The 25579-nt window shown below is 70.9% G+C and carries 19 protein-coding genes and 1 pseudogene; 8 read left to right on the forward strand and 12 right to left on the reverse strand.

Translation table 11 applies throughout. The annotated features are described in order from the left end of the window. Nucleotides 1-267: 267 nt before the first annotated feature. The 4 genes and pseudogenes from AB0I91_RS11905 to AB0I91_RS11920 all read right to left on the reverse strand — a co-directional run. On the reverse strand, nucleotides 268-3204 hold the full coding sequence (locus AB0I91_RS11905; protein ID WP_498775734.1) for a glycoside hydrolase family 48 protein: 2937 nt from the start codon (nucleotides 3202-3204) through the stop codon (nucleotides 268-270). A 114-nt stretch (nucleotides 3205-3318) separates the two neighbouring features. Beyond that, nucleotides 3319-6261, reverse strand: a complete 2943-nt coding sequence (locus AB0I91_RS11910) for a glycoside hydrolase family 9 protein (protein WP_498775732.1) — start codon at nucleotides 6259-6261, stop codon at nucleotides 3319-3321. A 215-nt stretch (nucleotides 6262-6476) separates the two neighbouring features. Then, complete coding sequence (locus AB0I91_RS11915; RefSeq protein ID WP_499613098.1) at nucleotides 6477-6785, reverse strand: cellulose binding domain-containing protein; 309 nt, start codon at nucleotides 6783-6785, stop codon at nucleotides 6477-6479. 84 nt (nucleotides 6786-6869) lie between these two features. Then, nucleotides 6870-8708, reverse strand: a pseudogene (locus tag AB0I91_RS11920) (glycoside hydrolase family 3 protein); the annotation flags it as partial. Nucleotides 8709-9137: 429 nt separating this feature from the next. On the opposite strand from AB0I91_RS11920, the gene AB0I91_RS11925 reads away from it, so the two are divergent. The 4 genes from AB0I91_RS11925 (at nucleotide 9138) to AB0I91_RS11940 (ending at nucleotide 12625) form a co-directional block, all read left to right on the forward strand. Then, nucleotides 9138-10568: a glycoside hydrolase family 6 protein gene (locus tag AB0I91_RS11925; RefSeq protein ID WP_498775730.1), complete on the forward strand. Its 1431-nt coding sequence runs from the start codon at nucleotides 9138-9140 to the stop codon at nucleotides 10566-10568. An 84-nt stretch (nucleotides 10569-10652) separates the two neighbouring features. After that, nucleotides 10653-10922: a hypothetical protein gene (locus tag AB0I91_RS11930; RefSeq protein WP_498775728.1), complete on the forward strand. Its 270-nt coding sequence runs from the start codon at nucleotides 10653-10655 to the stop codon at nucleotides 10920-10922. Between the two features lie 11 nt (nucleotides 10923-10933). After that, a complete protein-coding gene (locus tag AB0I91_RS11935) occupies nucleotides 10934-11308 on the forward strand; it encodes a YchJ family protein (protein WP_498775726.1) in 375 nt (124 codons plus the stop codon). Nucleotides 11309-11341: 33 nt separating this feature from the next. Further along, nucleotides 11342-12625, forward strand: a complete 1284-nt coding sequence (locus tag AB0I91_RS11940; protein ID WP_498775724.1) for a PIN-like domain-containing protein — start codon at nucleotides 11342-11344, stop codon at nucleotides 12623-12625. Here AB0I91_RS11940 and AB0I91_RS11945 read toward each other — a convergent pair. Genes AB0I91_RS11945 through AB0I91_RS11970 form a run of 6 tightly spaced genes read right to left on the reverse strand, consistent with a single transcriptional unit; the run spans nucleotide 12622 to nucleotide 18769 of the window. Further along, nucleotides 12622-13716: an MCE family protein gene (locus AB0I91_RS11945; protein WP_498775722.1), complete on the reverse strand. Its 1095-nt coding sequence runs from the start codon at nucleotides 13714-13716 to the stop codon at nucleotides 12622-12624. The two genes, AB0I91_RS11940 and AB0I91_RS11945, sit on opposite strands and share 4 nt — an antisense overlap. Then, complete coding sequence (locus AB0I91_RS11950; RefSeq protein WP_498775720.1) at nucleotides 13716-14681, reverse strand: MCE family protein; 966 nt, start codon at nucleotides 14679-14681, stop codon at nucleotides 13716-13718. The genes AB0I91_RS11945 and AB0I91_RS11950 overlap by 1 nt, the downstream gene beginning before the upstream one ends. Continuing rightward, the gene (locus AB0I91_RS11955; RefSeq protein ID WP_498775718.1) at nucleotides 14678-15685 is read right to left on the reverse strand and encodes an MCE family protein; all 1008 of its coding nucleotides are present in this window, start codon (nucleotides 15683-15685) and stop codon (nucleotides 14678-14680) included. Before AB0I91_RS11955 ends, AB0I91_RS11950 begins: the two co-directional genes overlap by 4 nt. Next, complete coding sequence (locus AB0I91_RS11960) at nucleotides 15685-16665, reverse strand: MCE family protein (RefSeq protein WP_499636675.1); 981 nt, start codon at nucleotides 16663-16665, stop codon at nucleotides 15685-15687. The genes AB0I91_RS11955 and AB0I91_RS11960 overlap by 1 nt, the downstream gene beginning before the upstream one ends. Then, complete coding sequence (locus tag AB0I91_RS11965; RefSeq protein WP_498775714.1) at nucleotides 16662-17678, reverse strand: MCE family protein; 1017 nt, start codon at nucleotides 17676-17678, stop codon at nucleotides 16662-16664. Before AB0I91_RS11965 ends, AB0I91_RS11960 begins: the two co-directional genes overlap by 4 nt. Then, entirely contained in the window at nucleotides 17675-18769 is a 1095-nt protein-coding gene (locus tag AB0I91_RS11970) for an MCE family protein (protein WP_498775712.1), read from the reverse strand. Before AB0I91_RS11970 ends, AB0I91_RS11965 begins: the two co-directional genes overlap by 4 nt. Nucleotides 18770-18995: 226 nt before the next feature. On the opposite strand from AB0I91_RS11970, the gene AB0I91_RS11975 reads away from it, so the two are divergent. Further along, entirely contained in the window at nucleotides 18996-20552 is a 1557-nt protein-coding gene (locus AB0I91_RS11975; protein ID WP_499636677.1) for an AMP-binding protein, read from the forward strand. Between the two features lie 133 nt (nucleotides 20553-20685). Next, nucleotides 20686-21981, forward strand: a complete 1296-nt coding sequence (locus tag AB0I91_RS11980; RefSeq protein ID WP_498775708.1) for a PucR-like N-terminal domain-containing protein — start codon at nucleotides 20686-20688, stop codon at nucleotides 21979-21981. On the opposite strand, the gene AB0I91_RS11985 is transcribed toward AB0I91_RS11980, so the two are convergent. Then, nucleotides 21950-22576, reverse strand: coding sequence for a hypothetical protein (locus tag AB0I91_RS11985; RefSeq protein WP_499636678.1), 627 nt, complete (start codon nucleotides 22574-22576; stop codon nucleotides 21950-21952). The two genes, AB0I91_RS11980 and AB0I91_RS11985, sit on opposite strands and share 32 nt — an antisense overlap. Nucleotides 22577-22820: 244 nt before the next feature. Here AB0I91_RS11985 and AB0I91_RS11990 point away from each other — a divergent pair, with 244 nt between their 5' ends. Continuing rightward, nucleotides 22821-23432 (forward strand): DUF6801 domain-containing protein, encoded by a 612-nt coding sequence (locus tag AB0I91_RS11990; RefSeq protein WP_498775704.1) that lies wholly within the window; start codon nucleotides 22821-22823, stop codon nucleotides 23430-23432. A gap of 91 nt (nucleotides 23433-23523) precedes the next feature. Beyond that, nucleotides 23524-24684 carry a DUF6801 domain-containing protein gene (locus tag AB0I91_RS11995; RefSeq protein ID WP_499636680.1) on the forward strand — a complete coding sequence of 387 codons (1161 nt, stop codon included), beginning with the start codon at nucleotides 23524-23526 and terminating at the stop codon, nucleotides 24682-24684. Nucleotides 24685-24753: 69 nt separating this feature from the next. Here the strand turns inward: AB0I91_RS11995 and AB0I91_RS12000 are convergent, their stop codons facing one another. Further along, nucleotides 24754-25467, reverse strand: a complete 714-nt coding sequence (locus AB0I91_RS12000) for a hypothetical protein (protein WP_499636682.1) — start codon at nucleotides 25465-25467, stop codon at nucleotides 24754-24756. Nucleotides 25468-25579 lie beyond the last annotated feature (112 nt).

Genomic DNA, 25579 nt, shown 5'->3' on the forward strand with positions numbered 1-25579 from the left:
CACCTCTCGCGCTCGTCGAATTGTTCGAAGGTGCAGCTCACTGAATCGAATCGTTTCGATCGCTGCGACAACGCCGCCGACCGAGGTCAGCGGGGCGGGGTGCCAGAAATGTGGCACAGCTCTCTCGCCGGAGTCAACACCGAAGTTCGAAGGTCGTTCCGCCGGCGAGGCCCACGTCCGGACGCGGTCGACGATCGCGACGTCCCGGGACACGCCGAACACCCCCCTCACCACGTCGTGAGGGGGGTGTCGGCGACCTTCGCGGGTCTACCCGAACAGCTCCACGTGCAGCTGGAACGCCGTGGCGATCTCAGCTTGCGCCCAGAACCGGTGGTAGGTGAAGGTCGGCGCGGGGCCGCCGTCCAGGTACGCCTGGACCTTCGGCCAGTCCTTGTCCTGCTTGAACATCGAGCGGATGTCCACGAAGGACACACCGGGCTTGATCTGGTCGCCGTTGGGCATGTCGCCCGACCAGCCCGACGGAACGTAAGGACCCTCACGCGTCGACGTGTTGTAGACGTCGTCGAAGCGGTTGTAGTCCTTGCGCTGCTCCGGCACCGCGATGCCCTTGTCGTCCTTGTGCGACAACATCGCCGTCAAGAGGCCCTCACCGACGGTCTTCGCCTGGGCGTTGCCCGACTTGGCCGCGTAGTTGAGGAGCGTCTTGGCGTAGGACGCGGCGATGCCGACGTCCTGGCTGTGGTTGTCGACCGTGACGCGCAGGCCCGCGTTGGCGCCGGGGTTGGTGGCGTTCCAGTTGTCCGGAGCGCCCGTCCAGGTCAGGTCGTTCGGGATCTGGAACTGGCCGCCGGTGCCGACGGTGGTGTTCGCGATGGCCCAGGGGACCCACTTGTCGAGGATCTTCTTGGCCGTCGCGTTGCCGGTCTTCTCGTACAGGGCGGCGGTGCGCTCCATCTGCCACGCCTGGAAGCCGAACCAGCGGTTCGACGGCGGGTCGCGCCACACCGGGTGGGCGTCGTAGTACATGCCGTAGAAGGTCGGCGTGCCCGAAGGCGGCGCGCTGTAGGAACCCTCCCAGCTGTTGGTGACACCACCGGCGATGGCGCCGTCGGCCGACTGGAGCCACTGCAGCAGCTCCAGCTGGCGGGTCATCGACGTGGCCCAGTCCTGCTGGCCGGTCGCCGACTTCGGCTTCAGCGCGGGCACGTTCGCCAACGCGTAGGCCGCGAGCGGGTTCTGGTAGCCCTGGTGCGACGCGCCGTCACCGATGCGCCACGCCCAACCGGCGGACGTGTCGGTCGCGCCACCCCACGCGTAGTACCAGGACATCAGGTAGTGCGCGCTGTCCTTGCCGGTACCGGCCGCGCAGCTGGGGCTGGTGCAGTTGCCGATCTTCTTGAAGTACTTGTCGAACATGGCGTAGCGGAGGTAGTCGCCCATCTTGGCGGCCTTCTCCAGCTCGGGCGCGACCTCGCTGGCCTTGCCCTGCTCGGTCGCCCACTCCTGCGCCAGCATGGCCACCTGCACCGCACGCGCGTCGGCGTCCGGGGCGTTGGTGTACTTCCACTGCTTGGCGTAGCTGGCGTCCTTGGTGAACAGGTCGAGGAAGCCGTTGGGGCCACCGTGCGCGAAGGTGTCGCAGGACGGCTGCGGGATGGTCTCCCACACCGACTCCGACGAACCGCGCTGGTAGGTGTTGATGTACGCGGGCGCCGCGTCCGACTCGTCGCCGCACCGGCCGAAGCCGTAGGTGTTGTCGACGTCGAGCAGCCAGTGCATGCCGTAGATGTCGCTGTTGCCGTAGGCCGACTTCAGCTCGGCCGCGATCGGGTCGCGACCCACCGGCACGCCGGAGTCCAGCACCGACGGGTACTGGTCCATCCGCGGGTGCTCCGGCGCGTACGTCGCCGGCTTGGAGGCGTCGTACTTGTCGTTGGTGGGCTGGTCCGCCTTGGCCGGGATGATGTACTTCTCCATCGAGGCCCAGGCCTTCTTGAACGGCGCCCAGTCACCCACGATCTTGCCGTAGCTGGCCTCCAGCCACAGGTAGTAGCTGAACGCCTCGGACGTGGTCTGGTGACCGTGGTCCGGCGCCTCGACCATCAGCGTCTCGATCGAGTGGTACGGCACCTTCAGGCCATCGGAGAAGGTGCGGAAGTAGCCGCTCGCCGGGTCGTTGATCTTGGCGTAGAGGTCCAGGAACTCCTGCTCGAACGGCGAGGTGTCGGCGCTGGTCTCGCGGACCTCGACCGTCGCCGCGGCCGCGCCGGTGGCGCTCGCCGTGAACGTGGCCGTGCCCAGCTCGCCGCCGTTGGCCGCGGAGGTGACCGTGACGTTCTGCTTGGTCGCCCAGTTGGACGGCGTGAACGTCAGCGACACGGGACCGGCCGTGAGGTCGGTGCTGCCGCCCGAGCGCGCCACGGTGACCGTCACGTTCGCGGTCGGCGCGGTGGCCAGGGAGACGCCGAAGGTGCCGGTGCCGCCCTGCCGCACGGTCAGCGACGCCGGGCTGGCCTGGATCGCCTGACCCGCGATGACGCGGATGCTCGCGATGCTGGAGTTGCCGATGCCGCCCTTGTCGTCCGTCGCGCGGGCCACGATCGCGTGCTCGCCCACGGTCGCGCCGGTCCACGAACCCGTGTACGGGGAGCTCGTGTCGGTCGCGACGACCACGCCGTCGGCCAGGAACTCGACCTTGGACACGGTGCCGTCGGTGTCGGCCGCGGTGGCCGCCAGCGGGACCGCCTGGCCGGACTGGAACGTCTGCGCGGGCGTCGGCGAGGTCAGCGACACCGTCGGGTCGGCGTTGACGTTCGGCCCGGTGCAGCGGGTGCCGTTGAGGGCGAAGTCCGTGGGCGGCCGGTTCTGGCCGGTCCACGAGCCGTTGAAGCCCGGCGTGACGGTGGCGCCCGTGCCGAGGTTCGGCGCCCAACCCGGCGCCGCCACGGTGACCGCGGCGCCGCTCTGCGAGAAGGTGCCGTTCCAGCCCTGCTGGACGCGCTGCCCATCCGGGAAGGTCCACGTGAGGCGCCAGTTGTTCACCGGGTCGCCCTCGTTGCGGATGGACACGCTGGCGCCGAAGCCACCCTGCCACTGGTTCGTGACCTGGTAGTTGACCGTGCAAGCCACGGCCGCGTTCGCCACCGGCGCGACGAACGGCATAACACCCGCGGCAGTTGCCGCCGCGGCCATCAGCGCGAGCGGACCGGTGCGCAACCGTCCCGCTCTGGTGCGGTACCTCATGCGTCCTCCTCCTGCACGGATCAGCCATTGACCCGCGAGCTTGAAAGGGCGGGGCGGAGTGGAGTCGGCACGGGACGCCTGGGCGCGCAGAACGTCCCGTGCCGAGTCTGGGTGCTAGGGCTCCGTGCCCCAGGCGAGGGTTCCGCCGGTGTAGGCGGTCACCCGGTCGAAGTCGGTGAGGGTCGCGCTCACCCGGTAGCTGTGGTCGTCGGCCTGGTTGAAGGTCGACCAGTCGGACTTGGCCACCCGCAACTGGATGTCGCCGGTGCTCGCGCCCGCGGCGAGCGTGCCCGCGGTGAAGGACACCTGGAGGTAGGAGTCCGCGCCCGGCCGTGCGTTCGGCAGCTTCACGACGGTGGCGCGCACGTTGGCGCAGCCGACCACCGCCCAGTCGCAGAACACCTGGTAGTTGGCGTTGGCGGTGTCACCGGTGAACCAGTACCGGAGGGTGACGGTGGACCGGTCGACCGCCGTGGCGCCGCGGTTGACCACGGCGAGCGTCGCGCCGATCTGGTTGGCGCTCGCCGAGCCGTTGCCGCGCTGCTGCACGGCGACTGGGCCGCTCACGCCGCCCGGCGTGGTCCGGAACGTCACCGCGGTGCTCGCGGCGGAGACGTTGCCGGCGGCGTCCCGGGCTCGGACGGCGAAGGTGTAGGCGGTGTCGGCGGTGAGGCCGGTCAACTGGTGGCTCACGCCGGTCGTGGTGGCCGCGACCGAGCCGTCCGGGCGGACGATGTCGTAGCCCACCACGGCGTTGTTGTCGCTGGAGGCGGTCCACGTGATCGTCGCGCCGGTGCTCGTGATCGCGGAGGCGGTCAGTCCACCCGGGACGGTCGGCGCCTCGCGGTCGCCGTTGTCCGCCACGGTGATCACGATCGGCGTGCTCGCCGCCGACGCGTTGCCCGCCGCGTCCTTGGCCCGTACCGAGAAGGAGTGCGAGCCCGGCGCGAGGCCGGAGAGGGGGAACGTCGGGGTGGCCGTGGCACCTACGACCGTGCCGTCCGCCCGCAGCACGTCGTAGCCGGCCACCCCGACGTTGTCGGTGGAGGCGTTCCAGCCCAGGGTGAAGGTGTTGTTCGGACCGGCGACCGCCCGCAGCCCGGTGGGGACGGTGGGCGCCTCGCGGTCCACCACCGCCGGACCGGGCTCCTTGCCCCACTGCACCTGGCCGTCCTGCACGAGCACCACGCGGTCGGTCAGCGCGACCGTGTTGCCCGTGCCCAGGCCCTCGTACGACCAGTCGTTGGACGGGTCCCAGGTGCCGGCGCTGGTGATGCGGAACTGGACCTCGTGCTTGTGCGCGGACTGGCCGCCGGGGTACACGCCGGGACACGGCACGTCCACGTAGTACACCGAGCCGCTGTGCTGCTTGGGCGCGCCCGGCGTGCCGCACTGGTTGTAGTTCGTGGTGACGGTGACCTGGTCGGGCGTGGTGGCGCCGTCGAGGGTGAAGTAGTAGCGCAGCGAGCCGTTGAACATCCGGGCGGGCCACGCGGTCTTGTTGAGCACGAACGCCTTGATCTCGGTGAAGCCGGTCGCGCTCTGGTTGACCGAGGCCTGCACGGTCAGCTCGGGGCCGTCGGTGGCCTCCGCGACCGGGAAGTTCGCCAGCGGCGTGCCGCCGTACTCCTTGTAGAGCCGGGCGAGCGCGCCGGTGAACCCGGCGTTGTAGTCCAGCGCGACCTCGTTGGCGACGAAGTCGGTGCGGTCGTCCTTGTAGGAGTCGTTGTTCGTGCCGGGGCCGCCGACCAGGGCGCCGTACAGCACGTGCCTGCTGGTGACGGGGTCCTGCATGGTGTCGGCCCACGCGCCGTGCGCGGTGCGGTGGTGCGGGTTGCGCGGCGGGGTGGCGCCGAAGCCGACGACGTAGCTGGCGTTGCGCGGGTTGTCGCCCAGCGCGTAGTTGATCTGCCGCGCGCCGAAGTCGTGGTAGGTGGTCGCCCTCGCGGCGTCGCGCTCGCGCAGCCAGTCGCTGTAGACCAGCGCGACGAACGCGGTGTTGGCCGCGTACCGCAGCGAGCCCCAGGTGTCCAGGTGCGCCTGGCCGCCCGGCGAGTAGCGCACCCGGTTGCCGTTGTAGCCGGTGGTCCAGTAGTCCAGCCACCGGTTCGCGTCGGCGACGTACTCGGCCTCGCCGGTCAGCTTGGCCAGCAGCACGTAGGCGCCGTAGGACTTGTCGTCCCACGCGATGGTCCACCGGTAGGACCGCGTGGTGGTCTGCGGCTCCGTGGACAGCTTCGGGTACTCCGCCTTGGCCTTGGCCAGGTAGCTCGCGTCGCCCGTGGCGCGGTACAGCCAGATCGCGCCCCACACGAGCTCGTCCTGGTAGCCGCTCCAGGAGTTGTAGAAGTTCGCCGAGTCGGTGATGCAGGCGCTGTACTTGCCGCGGTAGGTGTCGGCGAAGCTGTAGAGCTGCTTGGCGTGGGTCAGCAGCGTGGCGGCGTAGGTGGGATCGGTCGCCTTGAACACCATCGAGGCCGACGCCATCGCCGCGGCGTACTCGCCCGCCAGGTCCGAGCCGGGGCAGGACGCGTCCACTTTGTACGACGGGCGCGCCATCTGCATGACCTCGGCCGCGCCCCACCACTTGTGGTCGTCGTCGCCCTTGCCGACCTGCCCGTACACCACGTTGGGCGACGGGTGGGCCTTGATGATCCAGTCCGTGCCCCACTTGAGGTTCGCCATCAGGTGCCGCAGCTGGCCCGAGCTCTCGTAGGCGTCGCGGTTCTCCACCGCGCCCCACGCCAGCATCGACATCGTGGCCGCGAACGGCAGGCCGAACTTGACGTGGTCGCCCGCGTCGTAGAAGCCGCCCGAGAGGTCGAGGCCGACGTCGCTGCCGTCGCGCAGCGCGGAGTCGCCGCGCCAGTTCACCCGGTTGTCCGCGGGCAGGTCGCCGGACCGCTGGGCGTCGTAGAACCAGATCGACTTCTGCAGGGCCTCGCCGTAGTTGAACGCGGGCGCGGCCGTCGCGGACGGCTGGAACGGGGTCAGCGTCAAGGCGCTGACCAGCACGGCTAGCGTGCCGGCCAGCGCACCGGACATGCGTCGTCGCATGCGGTGCCTCCGAGGGGCAGGGCGGTGGAGGTTTCTGGGAGCGCTCCCAGTCCGGGACTGTAACGGCAACGAAACACCGTGAAAAGAGGGTTCAGCCACAAAGCCTTGACAAATTCGGCTTGCAGGCGTCCCGCCTCTGCGCCGAACGGTGGCCGGCGCTGGACCGAATGACCCAGCGTGGGGGAGCGCTCCCAGAACGTGACCACGGCTCGGCGCTACCTCGCCCGGCAGGTCAGCTCGGGCGTGACCGCCGAGCCGCTCGCGGTGTACCCGAAGGACCCCGAAGCCCCGGGTGCGAGCGTGCCGTTCCAGCCGACGTCGTCCACGGACACCGAGGTGCCGGACTGGGTCAGCGTGCCGTTCCAGAGCGAGTTGATCGTCTGGTCGCCGGGCCTCGTCCAGGTGACCGTCCAGCCGTTCAGCCGAGCGGTTCCGGTGTTGGCGACGGTGACCTCGGCCTGGAACCCGCCTTGCCAGGAGCCGGCGAGGCGGGCCGTGGCCACGCAGCCGCCGGGCGGGGGCACGGAGGTCGTCGTGGTCGTCGTGGTCGTGGTGGTGGTCGTCGTCGAGGTGGTGGTGCTGGTCGGCGTGGTGCTGGTGGTGATGGGGCGGTAGCTCAGGCCGTGCCCGAGCGGGTAGAGGGCGGCCTTGCCGTCACCGGCGTTGATCGGCTGCTGCGAACCGCTGTTCATCCAGGTCATGGGCAGCTTGCCGGTCGGGTTGTAGTCGCCGAACAGCACGTCCGCCACGCCGCGGCCCTCGGTGCCGGGCAGCCAGGAGGCGAGCAGCGCGTCCCAGTCGCCGACCTGGTTCGCGATGTCCAGCGGGCGTCCGGACACCAGCACGACGACCACCGGGATGCCCGCCGAGCGGAGCCGGTTGATCGTCTCCAGGTCCTCGCGGTCCAGGCCGAGGCCGTACGGCCGGTCGCCCTGCCCCTCGGCGTACGGGGTCTCCCCCACCACCGCGATGGCCGCGTCGTACGAGCCGTCCACGCCCGCGCCGTACCGGTCGTGGGTGATCGACGCGCCGGAGCCGACCAGGTCGCGGATGCCCTGGAGGATCGTGGTGCCGGGCGTGGTGTTGCCGCTGCCGCCCTGCCAGGTGATCGTCCAGCCGCCGCTCTGGTTGCCGATGTCGTCGGCCGACTTGCCCGCGACGAAGTACCGGCCGGACTTGGCCAGCGGCAGCACGCCGTCGTTGCGCAGCAGCACCTGCGACTGCCGCACGGCCTGGCGGGCCAGGTCGCGGTGCGCGGCCGAGCCGACCGTCGAGGTCAGCGAGCGGTCGGTGAGCGGGCGCTCGAACAGGCCGAGCTCGAACTTCTTGGTCAGGATGCGGCGGTTGGCGTCGTCGATGCGGGCCGTGCTCACGCGACCGGCCTGCACCTCGGCCTTGAGCAGGCTGATGAACCGCCGGTAGTCGGTCGGCACCATGACCATGTCGATGCCCGCGTTGACCGCCGCGGCGACCTCGGCGCCGGTGAACCCGGTCGCGCCGTCGATCTGGTCGATGCCCGCCCAGTCCGAGACCACGAAGCCGGTGAAGCCGAGCTCGGTCTTGAGCAGGTCGGTGATCAGGTAGCGGTGACCGTGCGCCTTGACGCCGTTCCAGCTGCTGTAGGAGATCATCACGGAGCCGACGCCGCGCTCGACGGCGGCCTTGAACGGCGGCAGGTGCACCGTGCGCAGCTCCTGCTCGGTGATCCGGGCGTCGCCCTGGTCGTCGCCCGCGGCCGTGCCGCCGTCGGCGATGAAGTGCTTGGCGGTGGCGAGCACCGAGCCGGGCGTGCCGCCGAGGGTCGCGCCCTGCAACTCGTCGATGTAGCTGGTCATCGCGGTGGGAATCTCCGGCACCTCGCCAAACGACTCGTAGGTGCGGCCCCACCGGTCGTCGCGCGCGACGCACAGGCAGGGCGCGAAGTTCCAGTCGATGCCGGTGCCCGCGACCTCCTTCGCGGTGGCCTCGCCGATGCGCTGGACCAGCCCGGGGTCGCGCGTGGCGCCCAGGCCGATGTTGTGCGGGAAGATCGTCGCGCCGCGCACGTTGTTGTGCCCGTGCACCGCGTCCACGCCGTAGACGAGCGGGATGCCCAGCGGCGTGGACATGGCCGTGCGCTGGAAGTTGTCGTACATGTCGGCCCACGACTGGGGCGTGTTCGGCGTCGGCGCGGAGCCGCCGCCCGAGAGCAGCGAGCCGATCCGGTAGGTGGCCAGGTCCGCGGCGGAGCCGAGGGCGCCGCGGTCGACCTGGGTCATCTGGCCGACCTTGTCGTCCAGCGACATGCGGGCGAGCAGCTGCTCGACCCGCGGGTCGGCCTGGGCCGCCACCTGCGCGGTGGCGACCGGCCGCAGGTGCGGCACCAGCACGGTGGCGGCGAGGGCGACGGCCGCCAGGAGGGCCGTCGTCGCGGCCACCGCGACAGGTCGGGAGGGAGTGCGCGTCATTGCGTTGCCTCCGGGGCGAGAACAGGGTCCGGGAGAGTGCTGGGAGCGTTCCCAGACTAAGAATGTCCGGTTCTGTGCACCAGTGATGAGCTTTTCGGCGTATTGCCACGGCGACCGCACGGCGTAATTCGACAAATTTTCGACATCAACTTCGACTCCGCCGTGACCTGGGTCTCAGTAACCTGATCGGAGCAGTCGACCCAGGAAATGCTCACCCTCAGTGGCGAACCGCGCGTTCGTCGGCGGCTGACCCGTCTCAGGCACTGTTCATCCGGCGTTTTCTTCACGGACCGTGAGAAACGGCGGGGGTCACCGGTGGATCACGACCTCTTTTCTTCACCGTTTCCGACTGGCTACAGTCCTGCCACCTGGGAGCGCTCCCAGCCGAAGTCCGCCCCCGTTCAGCACCGACGCTGCGAGGACCTTCCGATGCGAGCACACAACGCCCACGAATCCGGCACCGACGTCCGACGGCCACGCCACAAGGCGAGGCTGGCCGCGGCGGGCGCGCTCTCCAGCGCTCTGGTGGCCAGCGCCGTTGCCCTGGTCCTCGGCGGCGGCGCGACGACCGCGCAGGCGGCCGACTCGGCGTTCTACGTCGACCCGAACACCTCGTCCGCGAGGTGGGTCGCGCAGAACCCCAACGACTCGCGGGCGGCGGTGATCCGGGACCGGATCGCCTCGGTTCCCGCGGCGCGGTGGTTCACCACCACCAACACCTCGACGGTGCGTTCGGAGGTCAACTCCTACGTCGGCGCGGCGGCGTCGGCCGGGAAGATCCCGATCATGGTGGTCTACAACATCCCGAACCGCGACTGCGGTGGCGCCAGTGGCGGCGGCGCGCCCTCCCACGAGGCCTACCGCGCCTGGGTGGACGAGGTCGCGGCGGGGCTGGCGGGTCGGCCGGCGTGGATCGTGCTCGAACCGGACGTACTGCCGATCATGAGCAACTGCCAGAGCGCCGACCAGCAGAACCAGACCAGGGCGTCGATGGCCTACGCGGGCAAGAAGCTCAAGTCGGGTTCCGGGCAGGCCAAGGTGTACTACGACATCGGCAACTCGGCGTGGCTGTCCCCGTCGGAGGCCGCCAACCGGCTGCGCGCCGCCGACATCTCCAACAGCGCCGACGGCATCGCGTCGAACGTGTCGAACTACCGCAGGACGTCCGACGAGGTGGCCTACACCAAGAACATCCTCAACGCCGTCGGCGACGGCAGGCTCACCGCCGTGATCGACACCAGCCGCAACGGCAACGGCCCGCTGGGCACCGAGTGGTGCGACCCCGCCGGGCGCGCCATCGGCACGCCCAGCACGACCAGCACCGGCGACTCCCGCATCGCCGGGTTCCTCTGGGTCAAGCTGCCCGGCGAGGCCGACGGCTGCATCGCACAGGCGGGCCAGTTCGTGCCACAGCGCGCCTACGACCTGGCCATCGCCGCCGGCCCGACGTCCACCACCACGACGACGTCCACCACTACCTCCACGACCACGAGCACCACCACTACTACTTCCACGACCACTTCCACCACGACCACCACTCCGCCTCCAGGGGACGGATGCAGGGTGACGCACCGCGTGGTGAGCCAGTGGTCGGGCGGTTACACCGGCGAGATCGTCATCGAGAACCGGGGCGCGGCCCTCACCGGCTGGACCCTGACGTTCTCCGCGCCCGGCGTGACCGTTTCCCAGGGCTGGAACGGGACGTGGACCGACGGCGGCGACATCGTCCGCGTCGGCAACGCGGCCTGGAACGGCGGACTCGCGACCGGTGGTACCGCGACCATCGGTTACAACGCGAGCTTCAGCGGCGGTACCCCACCGTTCACTTCTCCCACTTTGAACGGTGTGGCGTGCGGCTGACGCCGTAGCCCAGCCCTCAAGCGGCTCCCCTCCCCGACTGGCAGTCAACGGGAGGGGAGCCGCTCTCCTTATATCCTTGTGCACGTGACCGAACCGATGTCCGTCGCCGCGCGCGAGGCGTTGTCGACCGACCCGTCCGCGCCCGCCGAGGCGTTGGCGGCGCTCGCCGACGACCCGAGCCCGGTGGTCCGCGCGAACCTGCTCACCAACCCGGCCGTGCCCGCCGACCTGCGCTACCAGGTGCACGCGTCGCTGTCGGCGGAGGCGGCGTCCGGTGACCGCGAGGCGGAGAACGCGCTGGCGTGGGTGCGCTACGACCGTTCCGGCCGCACCGCCTGCGACCGGCCGGAATGACCGCCCCCGGGATGAGCGACCGCTGCCCGTGCGGCCGGGGTGAGCCCTACGAGGAGTGCTGCGGCCCGTTGCACCAGGGGCGGCGCAAGGCGCCGACCGCGGAAGCCCTCATGCGCTCCCGCTACAGCGCGTTCGCGGTGGGCGACGAGGACTACCTCCTGGCCACGTGGCACCCGACGACCCGGCCGGCGTCGCTGGACCTGGACCCGGACCAGCGCTGGACCCACCTGGAGATCCTCTCGCACACCGGCGGCACCCCGTTCCAGACGACGGGCACGGTCGAGTTCCGCGCCCATTACCGCTGGCAGGGCCACCGCGACGAGCTGCACGAGAACAGCCGCTTCGTCCGCGAGGACGGCGCCTGGTTCTACGTCTCCCCCGCCTGAAACACCGGCCGCCGCCAGGACGATCTACCGGACATGGTCGAGCAGGCTGATGGCAGCTTAGGGATCTACGACGCCTTCCCCGGTTATCGCCGCCCGTCCGAGGACGAGTTGGCCGACGCCCTCCGCTCCGCGCTGGTCGTGGTCGACGCGAACGTCCTGCTCAACCTGTACCGGTACAACGAGTCGACGCGCGACGACCTGCTCGGCCTGCTGCGCGGGGTGGGTGACCGGCTGTGGGTGCCGCACCAGGTGATGCGCGAGTTCTGGCGCAACCGGCTGACCGTGCTGGCAGGCCGTGCGGTGGCCACCGACCAGGTGCTCACCGCGCTGGGCAAGCAGCAGCGGGCCGCTGACGACGCGTTGCACCAGTGGGCGAAGACCACGGCGTTGGCCGACGCGGTGCGCGACGACCTCGTGCGCAAGGTCGCCAAGCTGCACCAGGACCTGGTGGACGTCATCGGATCACACACCCCGGCGTCGCCCGACTCGCCGGGGGTGCCGGGACGCGAGCCGGTGCTCGACCAGTTGGAAGCGCTCCTGCGCGGCAAGGTGGGCGCGAAGCCCGAGCCCACCCGGTGGACCGAACTGGTCAAGGAGGGCAAACGACGTGCCGCCGCGAAGGAGCCACCCGGCTACCTCGACGCGGGCAAGGACGAGTCGAACCTGCCCGAGGGCGCGGCCGGCGACTACCTCGTCTGGGCGCAGGCGGTCCAGGAGGCGGCGCGGCGTGACGCGGACCTGCTCTTCGTGACCGGTGACGAGAAGGAGGACTGGTGGTGGCGTTACCGGTCGGAATTCCTCGGTCCGCGCGTCGAGCTGGTGGAGCAGTTCGCCGCCGCGTCCGGCAAGCAGCTCTACATGATGCGGCCCGTCGACCTCCTCAAACGGGCGGCGGCGATCGAGGTCGAGGTGCGCAGCGAGTCCGTGAGCGACGTCGCGCGGGTGAGCGAGAGCCAGGAGAGCGCGACCTGGACGCCCGCCGGCGTGGCCGAGCTGCTCCGGCAGCTCGACTTCGAGGAACGACCACAAGCCGAGGTCATCCGTCAGGCGGCCAGACAGGAGGGGTGGATCGATCGCGAGACGATTTACCGGATCGGCGGGTTCAACGACGAACGGTCGCTGCGAGGCTTCACCAAACCGACCGCACGCATCACGCGCATGCTGCAGAGCCGCGGCATCGTGGCAGAGGGTGTCGAGCCCGCGCTGACCCCGGCCTACAACGGCGTCACGGCGTTCGCGTTCCACATCCCGGTCGAGATGGTGGCCATCCTCGAGAACGAGCCCGACGAGGTTGACCTGGACGGAGTTCCGGACTAGCGCGGTGCGTTCTGGGAGCCCCGGACGCCGGTGGCGGAGCCGCGCGGGAGGGTGCAGGCGGCGTCGGTGTTGAACGGGCCGACCGACGTGTCCAGGCCGCTCTTGCGCGGGGTGGCCTCGTAGCCCGCGGTGCACGGTGGGGGTTCGAAGAACGTCAGCGCCAGGCCGAACCGGGCCTGGCCGGACGCGACGGTCGACGCGCCCACCGACACCGCGTCCGGCACGGTCACCAGGACTTCCTCCAACGCCCCCTGCCGGGTGACGAGGACGTCCGCCGTGGTCAGGAGGTTGGCCAGCACGATGCCGAGGTTGGGCCCCGACTCCCGCAGCAGGGCGCTCACCTCCGCCGACGCGCCCGGCACGGCCCCGATCAGCCGCCGCAGGTCGCCGTCCGACTCACGCAGCCGTGACGCGACCAGCAGCGCGCTGTCGGCGAACGAGTTGATCGCGGCCGAGTGGTCCAGCTGGGTCCGCAGCACGGCGACGGAGTCGTCGAGCAACCGCGTGGTCTGCGGCAGGTGCGCGCCGGCCGTCCCGATGAACTCGGTCGTGGCGTCCAGCAGCACCTGGAGATCCGGCCCGGTGCCCCGCAACGCCTGGTCCAGCTCGTCCACGACGGTCCGCAGCGACTCGACCGGCACCGAGCGCGCCAGGTCGTCCAGGCTGGTCAGCACCTGCTCCACCGGCAGCGGCAGCCTGGTCCGCGACCGCTCGATCACCGAACCGTCGCCCAGGTACGGCCCGCTGTCCCGGCGCGGCCGCAGGTCGACGTACTGCTCGCCCACCGCCGAGCGGTTCGCGACCACCGCCTCCAGGTCCACCGGGATCGGCGGCGCGCCCGCCGCGATGCGCAACTCGACCTCGACCTGCCCGTCACCCAGCCGGATCGGCCCGACCCGGCCCACCGGCACACCCCGGTACGTCACCTCGCCGCCGGTGAACAGGCCACCGGTGCGGGCCAGCTCCAGCCTGACCGCGTAGCCGTCGTCCACCACCACGAGCCCGACGTACTTCGCGCTCACGTACGTGACGCCGAGCAGCGCGATGACCGCGAACAGCGCGACCTGCAACCGGATCCGCCGGGTGATCATCAACGCCCTCCGGGCTTCAGGGTCAGGTAGGTGTTGAGGTAGTCGCCCTTGATGCCGTCGAGCACGGCGTCGGTGAACGGGAACGTCAGCAGCATCTCCAGCGACTGCGGCAGGTTCTGCCCGGACTCGGCCAGCCGCCGCAACGTCGGCTCCAGCGCCCGCAGGTCGGCCACCAGGTCGTCACGGCTGCGGTTCACCGTGTCCACCGCGACGTCGGACAGCTCGCGCAACGCGTTCAACAGCCCGACCAGCTGCCCGCGCTGGTCGTTCAGCACCCGCAGACCCGGCTCCAGCCCGTCCAGCACCTCGCCGATGTCGCCCTTGCGCGCCTCCAGGGAGGACGCGAGCTTGTCCATCCCTTCGAGAGCGCGCGTGATCTCGCCCTTGTGCGAGTCCATCGCGCCGACGAAAGAGTCCACAGTGGACAGCAGGGACCGCACCGCGGCCTCGTTGCCGGACAGCGCGGCGCTCAGCTCCCGTGAGATGTCCCGGATCTGCGCGATGCCGCCGCCGTTGAGCAGCATCGACAACGCGCCGAACACCTCCTCCACCTCGGGGTTGCGGTTGGTCCGCGTCACCGGGATCACCGCCCCGTCCACCAGCGGCGACGCCGACCGCTCGTCGGGCACGGCCAGCTCCACGTACTTCTCCCCCAGCAGGCTCGACTGCCGCAGCCGGGCGAGGGCGTTCGACGGCAGCAGCACGTCACCGCGCACCGCGACCCGCACCAGCGCCGTGGAGCCGTCCTCGGACAACCCGATGTCCTCGACCTTGCCCACCGCCACGTCGTCCACCTTCACGCCGGCGTGCGGCACGAGGTCGAGCACGTCGTCGAACTCGACGGTCACCCGGTACGGCCGGTCGCCGAGGTCCGCGCCGCCGGGCAGCGGCAGGTCGTACGCGCTCGGCATCGCCGAGCACCCCGTCAGCACCAGGACGAGCCCCACCGCCGCCAGCCGCCTCACCGCGCACCTCCGGGAACGCTCAGCAGGTCGGTCACGAACTCGTTCAGGTTGGCGCGCGCGTTCAACGTCCCGGTCGCCGGGTCGTAGGCGTTCACCACGTTGTGCAACGCGACCGGCGCGACCTCCAGCATCTCGGTCAACGACTCCTGTTGCCGCACCAGGGTCCCGGTCAGCACGGCCAGGTCGTCCACACTGGACTTCACGCGCTCGCGGTTGTCGTGCACGAAACCCCGCACCTGCTCCAGCGCGGTGGCCAACTCGCCCAACGCCGCGCCCAGGTCGTCCCGCTCGGCGGCGAAGAACCCGGACACGTCGGCCAGCTGGTCGGCCAGCCGCCCCACCTGCTCGTCGTTCGCCGCGAGCATCGACGTGAACGACTGGAGGTTGTCCACGGTCCCGAACAGGTCGTCCCGCGACCCCGCCAACGTCTTCGCCGCGTCCGCGAGCTGCCGGATCGACTCGCCCAGCGCCGCGCCGGTCCCGTCCAGGTTGGCCGCGCCCGTGTTCAGCAGGTCGGACAACGCGCCCTCGCGGTTGGCCCCGTTCGGGCCGAGCGCGGTCAGCAGCGTGTCCAGGCTCGTGTACAGCTCGTCCAGCTCGACCGTGCCCGCGGTGCGCGCGCTGGTGATCACGGCCCCGGGCGCGATCTTGTCGCCCCCGGTGTAGACGGGCGTGAGCTGCACGTACCGGTCGGCCACGATGTTCGGCGACACGACCACGGCACGGGCGTCGGCGGGCACTTCCACGCCGTGGTCCAGTTCGAGGTCGACCCGCACCGACCCGCCCTCGGGCAGCACGCCGACCACCCGGCCGACCGGCACGCCGAGCACCCGCACGTCCGAGCCCTCGTACACGCCGACGGCGGCGGTGAAGTAGGCGGCGACCCGCGTCGGCGAAGGCCGCAGGAAGATCCACCACACGACCGCCGCCGCCACGAGGACCAGCACGGACCCCTGCGCCAGCGCCACGACCAGGCGGCGACCGCCCCGCGTCCGGGCGAACATCAGCGGCCTCCCGTCGGGCAGTCGCGCCGCGCGCCCGGGTCGACCACGAGCCCGCACAGGTAGGTGTCCACCCACTGGCCGTTGCCGAGGGAGTTGTTCAGCACCCGGTAGTACGGCCCGGCCAGCGCGAGGCCCCGCTCCAGCGCGTCCTGGTTGGCCCGCAGCACGTCGGTGACCCGTTCCAGCTGCTCCAACGCGGGCCGCAGCTGCTCGGAGTTGTCGGCGACCAGGCCGGACAGCTGCCGCGACAGCGCGCGGGTCCCGTCGAGCAGCGCCGCGATCGCGTCACGGCGGCGGCCGACCTCCTCCAGCAGCAGGTTGCCGTCCGTGATGAGCGCGGCGAAGTCGTTGTTGCGCTCCGCCAACACCCCGCTGACCCGGTTCGCGCCCGTGATCAGCGACGCCAGCTGCCCGTCGCGCGAGGAGATGGTCTTCGACAGCGCCGACAACCCTTCCAACGCCTGCTTCACGTGCTCCGGCGAGTCGCGGAAGGTGTCCGAGAGCACCTGGAAGCTCTCCGCGAGCCGGTCGGTGTCGATCTCGCCGAGCGTCGTCGACAGCCCGCTGAACGCCTCGATCACGTCGTAGGGCGAGGTGGTGCGCTCGACCGGGATGGTGTCGGTGAGCGGGTCGCGGCCCTCCGAGTCGAGCGCCAGGTACTTCTGCCCGAGCAGGGTCTTGATCCGGATCTCGGCCCGGCTGCGGTCGCCCAGCTCGACACCGGTGACCCGGAACGTCACCCGCACCCGGCCCCCGTGCAGCTCGACGTCGGTCACCTCGCCGACCTTCAGGCCCGCGACGCGGACCTCGTCGTCCACGCGCAGGCCGGCCGCCTCGGTGAACTCGGCGGTGTGCTCCACGCCGCCGCCGAAGAACGGCAGGTCCTCCAGGAAGAAGGTGAGCAGGGCGGTGATCGCGATGACCAGGAGGCCTACGGCTCCCAGCAGCACCGGTCTGCGTTCGATCCGCTGGGGCGTCATCGGTGGCACCTCGATTCGGTGACGGGGATGCCGACCGGCGGTCCGCCGGGCGCGGGCGGGGCCTCGGAGGAGGCGAAGCACAGGTAGAAGTTGAGCCAGGAGCCGTAGGACGCGGTGCGGCCGATGGCCTCGAACTTCACCGGCAGGTTGCGGATGAACGGCTCCAGCTCGGGCGCGTCGCCGAGGTTGCCCGCGAGCAGCCCGAGCGCGGCGATGTCGTCCTTGAGCGGTTGGCGTCCCTGCTCCAGCAGCGACGCCGTGCTGTCGCTCAACGCGGCCAGGCCGGTGATGGCGTTGCCGATCGGCTCGCGGTCGGCAGCGAAGCCGGACACCAGCTGCCGCATCGAGGTCAGCAGCTCGCCGAACCGGTCGTCCCGCGAGTTCACCGTCTCCAGCACCGCGTTCAGGTTCTCCACCACCTTGCCGATGACGTCGTCCTTGGCGGCCAGCGCGGAGGTGAGCGACGCGGTGTGCGCGAGCAGGCTCTCCACCGTGCCGCCCTCGCCCTGCAGCACCTGGACGATCTCGTGCGACAGCTTGTTGACGTCCTCCGGGTCCAGCGCCTGGAACAGCGGCTTGAACCCGTTGAACAACGTGGTCAGGTCCAGTGCCGGGGTCGTCCGCTCGACGGGGATCAGGCCCCCGTGCGGCAGCTTCTCCCCCATCCGCCCGGCGGGCTGCTCCAGCGCGACGTACCGCTGGCCGACCAGGTTGCGGTACTTGATGGTGGCGGTGACGTCGGCGGACAGCGACCGGCCGTCGGCGACCGAGAACGACACGTCGACCAGCTCGTCGTCCACCAGCTCCATCGACTCGACCTGGCCGACCTTCACCCCGGACATGCGCACGTCGTCGCCCTCGGCCAACGCCGTGACGTCGGTGAACCGGGCTGCGTAGACGACGGCGGAGCCGACCTGGCTGCCCGCGATGGTCGCCGCGAGGAAGCCGGTCGCGGCGACCGTGACCACGACGAACACCAGGAACTTGGTCAGCGGCGCGGCGATGTTCCTCATCGGCCACCCGCCGTGAGCAGACGCGCCCAGTCGGGCACCTGGTCGGGGGCGACCGCGTTGACCGGACCGGACGGGCAGTGCGGACCACCGCCCCGGCGGTGCACGGGGTCGTCGCGGCCGGGCACGTACTCCTCCCCCGGCGGCACGACCGTGATCTCCGCGTGCACGCCCGGCTGGTCGGTGCCCTTGCCGAGCACCTGGTCCATCCGCGGCCGGATGGCGTTGACCGCGCCGAGCACGCACCCGAACTCGGGCGAGTAGGTGGCGAACAGCTCGAACGTCGGCCGTGACCGGTCCGCCAGCGCCACCACGGTCTCCCCGTTGGCGCGGAGGAAGCCGGTCAGGTCGGCCGAAGCGGTGGTGAGGCTGGCGTACACGGCGTCGAGGTCGGCGCGTTGCTCGGCGATCGTGCGGCTGACCGCGGTGGCGTCCGCCAACGCCCGCACCAGGTCCGGCCCCGCGTCCGCGTACACGCCGGTGACGTCGGCGAACGCGGTGATGTCCTCCTTGAGCACGGGCAGGTGCGGGTTCAGCTCGCGCAGGTAGGCGTCGAGGTCCACGATCGCCTGCCCCAGGGTCGCGCCGCGCCCGTCCAGCGCCCGCGCCATCGACGTCAGCGCGGAGGACAGCTTGTCCGGCCGCACGGCCTGCAACGTCGGCAGCAGGTCCGCGAGCACCCGTTCCAGCTCGATCGCGCCGGACGTGCGGTCCTGCTCGATCACGGCGCCGTCGTCGAGCGCGCCGGCGGGGTCGTCCGGGAGCTCCAGGCTGACGAACCGCTCGCCGAACAGCGTCTTCGGCAGCAGCCGGGCGGACACGTTCGCCGGGATGCGGCCGACCTGGTCCGGGCGCAGCCCGAGCTCGACCTCGGCGCCGTCGCCGTGCGAGCGGATCGCCCGCACCTCGCCGACCAGCACGCCGAGCAGCTTCACGTCCGACTCGGCCTGGAGCTGGTTGCCGACGTGGTCGGTGCGCAGCAGCACGGTCACCCGGGACGTGAACACCTTCTGGTACGCCGCGACGGACAAACCGCACAGCGCGACCAGGAGGGCGGCGAACAGCAGCCCCAGCAGGCGACGGCGCAATGCCACGGGTATTCTCCGAATGGGTGATGGGAATAGTCCGAAATAACGTTACCGACGAGTACGGTACTAACGGACGTGCCACCGCACAAGCAACCGCAAATCCTTGTCAAGCGCATGACAAAATCGGTTCGCGAAACACTCACCTGGATGCACAAACCCGATCGGGGCCTGGCGCCCCGGCCCGCGGTGCGGCTAACAATGATCGGCGTTGTCGAGAATCGGGGGTGCCCGCGTGTCACAGCTGCCGCACTGCGTCCGGGTGCTCCACCGCGCCGGAATGGTCCAAGCGCACCGGCCCGATCGGGCGCTGCGGTCGCTGGTCGAGGTGCGCGCGTGGGGCCCGCTGCTCGGGTCGGTGCTCCGCGCCGCGCGCGAGCAGCCCGACGCCACGGCGGTGATCGACGAGACCGGCCCGTGCGGCTACGCCGACCTGCACGAGCGGTCCGCGGCGCTGGCCCGCGCCCTGCACGCGGCCGGCATCGGCGCGGGGCACGTGGTGGCCGTGCTGTGCCGCAACCACCGCGGGCCGGTGGAGGCGATGCTGGCGTGCGCCCGCATCGGCGCGCGGGTGCTGCTGCTCAACACCGGGTTCGCCGGGCCGCAACTGGCGGACGTGGTGCGCCGGGAACGGGTGGCCGCGCTGGTGCACGACCCCGACTTCGAGCCCGTGCTGGCGGAGGCGCCGCCCGCGGTGGCCAGGTTCTCCACCGGCGACCTCGACCAGCTGATCCGGTCGGCGCCCGACCGCGAGCCGCCACGACCGGCGCGGCCGGGCGACGTCGTGCTGCTCACCAGCGGCACCACCGGGACGCCCAAGGGCGCGCACCGGGAGGTGCGCTCGCCGTTCGCCGCGGTCGACTTCCTCGACCGCGTGCCGCTGCGGTCGCGCGAGGTGACGGTGATCGCCGCGCCGGTGTTCCACGGCATCGGCTTCGCGCACCTGGTGCTGGCGATGGGCCTGGGTTCGGCGGTGGTGCTGGCGCGCAGGTTCGACGCGAGCCGGACGGTGGAGTCGGTCGCGCGGCACCGGGCCACCGCGTTGATGCTCGTGCCGACGATGCTCCGGCGGATCCTCGACCTGGGCCCGTTGGAGCTGGAGTCGCACGACCTGTCGGCGTTGCGGGTGGTGCTGAGCTCCGGGGCGGACCTGCCGGCCCCGCTGGCCGCCGAGGCGACCAAGCGGTTCGGCGACGTCGTCCACGACCTGTACGGGTCGACCGAGGTGGCGGTGGCGACCGTGGCCACGCCCGAGGACCTGCGCGAGGCGCCCGGCACGGTCGGCCGCCCGCCCCGCACGTGCCAGGTGCGCGTCTACGACGACCAGGGTCGCCGGATCACCGAGCCGGGCGTGGTCGGCCGGGTGTTCGTGGGCAGCCGGCTGCGGTTCAGCGGCTACTCCGGCGGTGGCGGCAAGGACGTCGTCGACGGCCTGGTGAGCACCGGCGACCTGGGGCACTTCGACCGGAGCGGTCGGCTGTTCGTCGACGGCCGGGAGGACGACATGATCGTCTCCGGCGGCGAGAACGTGTACCCGGGCGAGGTGGAGAACCTGCTGGCCACGCACTACCAGGTGCGGGAGTCGGCGGTGGTCGGCGTGCCCGACGCGGAGTTCGGGCAGCGGCTGCGCGCGTTCGTGGTGCCGGTGCCCGGCGCGCGGGTCGACCCGGAGGAGCTGAAGCTGTTCGTGCGCGACCGGCTGGCCAGGCACAAGGTGCCCCGCGAGGTCGTGCTGACGGCGTCGCTGCCGCGCAACGCGACCGGCAAGGTGCTGCGCCGGCAGCTCCGCTAGCGCCGTTCTTGTCATGCGACGCACGACAACACTGGCGACTTTGTCACGGGAGTGCGCCCTGGTTGACAACTTTTCTTGATCAAAAATACAGTGTTCGGAATCACACCCGACCGTTTGGTGGTGGGCGAACAGCATGAACAGAACCGGAGAACTCCGAGCCTCCGAGTTACCGCTCATCGGGAACGCGGACCTGTGGGAGCAACTGCCCGCCGACCTCGCGCCGAAGTTCCGCGCCAGGGCCGGCGACGTGGCCGTGGACATGGTCCGGGAAATCCAGAACCAGATCGCCGAATATTCACAGAAGTTGGAGGGGATGTTCGGCCAAGTGGTGGTCGAGGGGGTGGAACAGGCGATACACCAGTTCATCGACCGGATGGTCGACCCGACCGCGCAACGGGAGGACCGGGCCAAGCTGTTCCGCCTGCTCGGCAAGCTCGAGGTCAGCGCCGGGCGCAGCCTCGACCTGCTGCAGACGGCGTACCGGATCGGCGCCCGGGTGGCGTGGCGGCGGATCTCCGAGTTCGGGCAGACTGAACGCGTGCCGCTGGCCACCATGTGCCTGATCGCCGAGGCGATCTTCGCCTACATCGACGAGCTGTCGCTGCGGTCGATGGAGGGCTACGCCGAGGCGCAGGCCCGGCACGCGGGCGCGTTGCAGCGGCGGCGCAAGCGATTGCTGGAACTGCTGCTGGGCGAACCGGGCTACCACCCGAACGCGCTGGCCGAGCTGGCCGAGGCGGCGCACTGGCCGTTGCCGGAGAAGGTGCTGGTGGTGGCGCTGGAACGGCGCACCGACCAGCACCAGCTGCCGATACCGGTGCTGCACGAGGACATCCTGATGGACCTGGAGGGCAGCGAGCCGTGCCTGCTGCTCACCGACCCCGAACGGCAGCTGGTCGCGTTGGAGCAGAAGCTCGGCGGGTGGCGCGCCGCCGTCGGGCCGATCGTGCCGCTGGCGTCGGCGCGGCAGTCGCTGCGCTGGGCGCGCCGCACCATCACGCTGATCCAGTCGGGCGTGATCGCGGACCGGCCGATGGTGGACACCACCGAGCACCTGTCGACGTTGCTCCTGCTCGGTGACGAGGAGCTGGTGCGGGAGCTGGTGAAGCGGACGCTGGCGCCGCTGGAGGGGCTGACGCCGAAGCAGCAGCAGCGGATGCGGGAGACGATGACCGCGTGGGTGGAGACGCGCGGCAGCGCGCCGGAGGTCGCGTCGAGCCTCGCCGTGCACCCGCAGACGGTCCGCTACCGGTTGCGGCAGCTGGAGGAGCTGTTCGGGGCGAAGCTGCACGACCCGGACGCGTTGTTCGACATGGGCATCGCGCTGCGGGCGCTGCGATTGCTGGGCGGGGCGGGGGGACAGCCGCGCAGGCTCGGTCCGGCGGGTCCGCCGGGGTTCACGGGGTCCCCGGGAGCAAGGTCAGCGTGAGGTCGATCGTGTTGCCCGGTCCCGAGATCAGACCGGTCAGCAGCGGGTCGAGCCGCTCGCGGCCCTGACAGCCACCGAAAGGCGGGATCGTGTAGACGCCCTTCATCCGCATCTTCGCCAGCTCGAACGGACCCTCCAGGTCGATCGACGCGGGTTCGACGGTCTGGCACGCCTGCCCGACGTCCAGCGGCTGCTCGTTGACGGCGACCTCGCCGAGCTTGACGACGACCCTGGCGTTCGCCTTGACGTAGCCGTCCTTGATCGTGCCGACGACCTTGGCGACCGGGATCAGGTCGGTGCGCGCGGTGTTGGGCACGAAGCCGAACACGATGAAGTAGCCGAAGCTCGGCGGCAGCGAGAGGTCGCCGGTGATGGTGCCGTCGACGAGGTCGATCTCGGCTTCGAGGGTGCCGGGGCCGAGGGCGAGGTCGGACTGGAGCTTGTGGATCCGGCTCGCCCCCTCGACCTCGTAGAAGACCTTGATGCCGGCCGTCGACACCGGCGCGCGCACCTCGGCGTGGCGAACCACCCACGTCGGGGTCAGTGCCGCGCCCAGCAGCGCGGCGACCGCGGCCAGCACCACCGCGACCCTCACCGCACGGCTCCGCTCATTCTCCGAAACTACTTTCCCGGACGCGGCCCGCACAAGCGCCGATCAATGATTTGTCATGTGCGTGACAAACCTTTCCAGCGCTTTTATCGCACCTCTGACACAGCCGGGCAAACGTGAAAGAAATACTTGCCGAGCCTGCGCGACAAAGCTACTTTACTGACGAGTAGCCTTCCGTCGCCCATCGCACACCCCTGTTTTCCGCACTGCTCTCGACGAGGAGACGCACATGCTGAAACTCACTGGCCGTAGGGTCGTCGGCGCGCTCGCGGCCGCCATCGCCGTCGTCGGATCGGTGGCGTTCGCCGGCGCGGGCACCGGCATGGCCGCCACCAAGAGCCTGACCCTGTCGTACAGCTGCCCGTTCCCGTTGATCGGCACGCAGGACGTGACCGTCCGCATCACCGTGGCCGACCTGGCCGACTCCGCGGTGGTCGGCCAGCCCGTCCCGCCGACGAGGGTGACCGCCATCGCCACGGTGCCGTCGAGCGCCACCCTCGGGCTCAGGCTGGTCGGCGCGACGACCGTGGAGGGCACCGCCGTCGCGAGCACCGCGGTGGACAACGCGGGCGCGGTGCAAGACGTCGTGGCCAACCTCGTGGTGGCCAAGACGAACATCCCGGCGTCCGGCTCGTTCAACACCATCGCCACGGGCGGCACGGCGCCGGTCACCTTCACCAGGGCGGGCACGACCACGGTCCGGGTCGGCGCCTTCAGCACCACGTTGACGCCGCGCCGGGCCGACGGCAGCTTGACCGGCCTCGGCACGTTCACCTCCGCCTGCACGCTCAAGGCGAACCAGAACACGCTGCTCCACACCTTCACCGTGTCGGCGGCCTGACCGTCGTCGACGGCACCGGGCAGTGATCCGACCGCGGGCGGGCCGGCGACGTCGCCGGCCCGCCCCGACGTTTCGCAGGAGAGGACCTGAGATGAGATTGCGGCACCGGGTGGCCGCGCTGGGTGTCACCGCGGTGGTGCTCGGCGGATCGGCCCTGTGGGGCGCGGGCGTCGGCAGCGCGGCGACGGCGAGGCTGACCCTGGTCTACAACTGCCCGTTCCCGTTGATCGGCGCACAGGACATGAGCGTCGAGATCGTGGTCGAGGACCTCCCGGACACCGCGGTGGTCGGCGAACCCATCCCGGAGGCGCGCGTCACCGCCACCGCCACCGTGCCGGAGCTGGCGACGCAGGGCCTGGCGCTCGTCGGCGCGGCGACCGTGGAAGGCACCGCGTCCGCGCAGACCGTGATCGACAACGCCGGGTTGGTGCTCGACATCGTGCCCGACCTGACCGTGGCCAAGACCGCGGTCCCGCCGTCGGGCGAGTTCGACACGGTCGCCACGGGCACCACGCCGTCGGTGAGCTTCCCCTTCGCCGGCACCACGACCATCGACGTCGGCGACTTCGTGACCACCCTGACCCCGCGCACCGCCGACGGTTCGGAGACGGGGCTGGGCACGTTCACCTCGCCGTGCACGCTCAAGCCGGGCCAGTCGACCCGCCTGTACGAGTTCACGGTGCAGTCCGAGGGGACGACAACAACCACCACGACGACGACGACGACGACCGACCCCACGACAACGACCACCACCACGGAGCCGACGACCACCACCGACTCCACAACCACAACAACGGAACCCACCACCACCACGACGTCGCCGACGACCACCACAACCGATCCGACCACAACGGATCCCACCACTACCGATCCCACCACGACGACCACGACGAGTCGGACGACGACCACCACCACAACCACCACGACGACCACTCGTCCGACCACCACGACGACGACCACAACCACCACTCAGCCGACCAGCACCACCACCACGAAACCCACCACCACAACGGTTCCGACGACCACCAGCACGACGACGAGCGCCGGCACCACGACGTCGAGCCCGAGCGCCACGACCACCACGACGACGACGACGCAGGCCGTGGTCCCGATCGTCAACCACCCGAGCGGCAACGGCAAGCTGGCCGACACCGGGTCCTCGATCACCGGCCCGCTCGTCCTTGGCGGCGCGCTCCTGACCGTGGGCGCGGGCGTGCTCTTCGCCTTGCGCCGCGCCCGCCGCCGGACCTGACGCACCCCTTGCCCACCAACGAGACCGGCCCCCTCCGACGAACCGCCGGAGGGGGCCGGTCGCCCGGGGTCAGCCGGGCAGCGCGGGCAACTCGCCGAGCTGGTCCGGCGCGGGCGGGGTGATGTCGATCGGCTTGCCCCAGTCGCGGTAGTGCGCGACCACCTGCACCGGCTCACCGCCCTCGACCGGCGTGCGCACCTCCGTCTTCACCGGCAGGTCCTGGTCGTCCACCCACAGCTTCAGCACCGACGCCCGCCCGTCCACCGCCACGTGCGCGGTGTAGCGGACGGTCTGCCTGCCGGACACCGACTCCTCGGCCGTCTCCACGATCCGCGCTCCCTCGGGCAGCGCCTTGCGGATGTCGGCGGTGTCGCGGATGTGCACGGCGACGTCCGCCATCGCGCGGGCCAGCGCGTTGGTCGGGTCGTCCGGGTCGATCTTGAGCCACGGCTTGTCCGGCCGCGGCGCCTGGCCCTGCGGGATCCGCACGAAGATGCCGTCCGGCACCATCACGTACGCGACCTCCTCGGCGTCCGCGATGGAGATCCGGCACGACGCGGCGAAGTCGTCGGTGCGCAACCCGCAACTGCCCTTGCCGTTGGTCGCGAGGTCCAGGTCGACGGTGACCGAACCCCTGCCCTCGGCGGCCACCCGGTTCGCCTCGGCCAGCGCCTGCGGCGTGTCGAACGTCCTCATCGTCGACGACGGGTCGTCGGCGCACGCGGTGAGCGCGGCGGAGACCAAGGCGGCGAATCCCGCCGCGGCGACACGGTTCTTGCGCATGCTCCTCCTCGGACCAGAATGGGGAAATCGACTTTCCGGACCACTCTAACCGCACTCGGAAGCACTCGAACCGATCAATTCACGGCTGTTGCGGAAAGCAAAATTCGAAATT

It is taken from the genome of Actinosynnema sp. NPDC049800 (genome assembly GCF_040656635.1).
GTDB lineage: Bacteria > Actinomycetota > Actinomycetes > Mycobacteriales > Pseudonocardiaceae > Actinosynnema.